Origin of the sequence: Blautia sp. DFI.6.71 (assembly GCF_020593585.1) — a bacterium.
In the GTDB taxonomy this organism is placed as follows: domain Bacteria; phylum Bacillota; class Clostridia; order Lachnospirales; family Lachnospiraceae; genus Blautia_A; species Blautia_A wexlerae.
Genome location: NZ_JAJDMJ010000183.1, coordinates 1 through 316, shown reverse-complemented (window position 1 = coordinate 316; position 316 = coordinate 1). Strand labels below are relative to the sequence as shown.

The following is a 316-nucleotide window of genomic DNA, read 5'->3' as shown; positions in this document are numbered from 1 at the left end:
GTTCAAAGATCTCCTGCTGGCACTTACAGCGGATGGAAGGAATAAGAACCTTTCCCTGTAATTCATGCCTGCACTGTCTTGGCGTATTGCATTTGGAACAGTAGATCAGGTGATTTGTTTCGTTAAAATATTCATCAGACTGAAGCTCTCTGTTTGGTGTGATAGCTGTTGGTTTTTCTGTAAATGTTGTCATAATGTTTCGTATTCCTCACTTTCATAATTTCGTTGCCGGGAAACAGGATGATCCTGTCTTGCCCAACGGATGATGGTAGCTGCATGGTTTTGGTATTGCTTTCCGGTAGAAGCCATATAACCG

General features: G+C 42.4%; 2 pseudogenes. Both read right to left on the bottom strand.

Annotation, left to right across the window (positions count from 1 at the left end):
- Positions 1-193 (bottom strand): annotated as a pseudogene (locus tag LJE12_RS19810) (ATP-binding protein); the annotation flags it as partial.
- A pseudogene (locus LJE12_RS20910) lies at positions 190-316 on the bottom strand (replication initiator protein A); the annotation flags it as partial. The pseudogenes LJE12_RS20910 and LJE12_RS19810, both read right to left, overlap by 4 nt.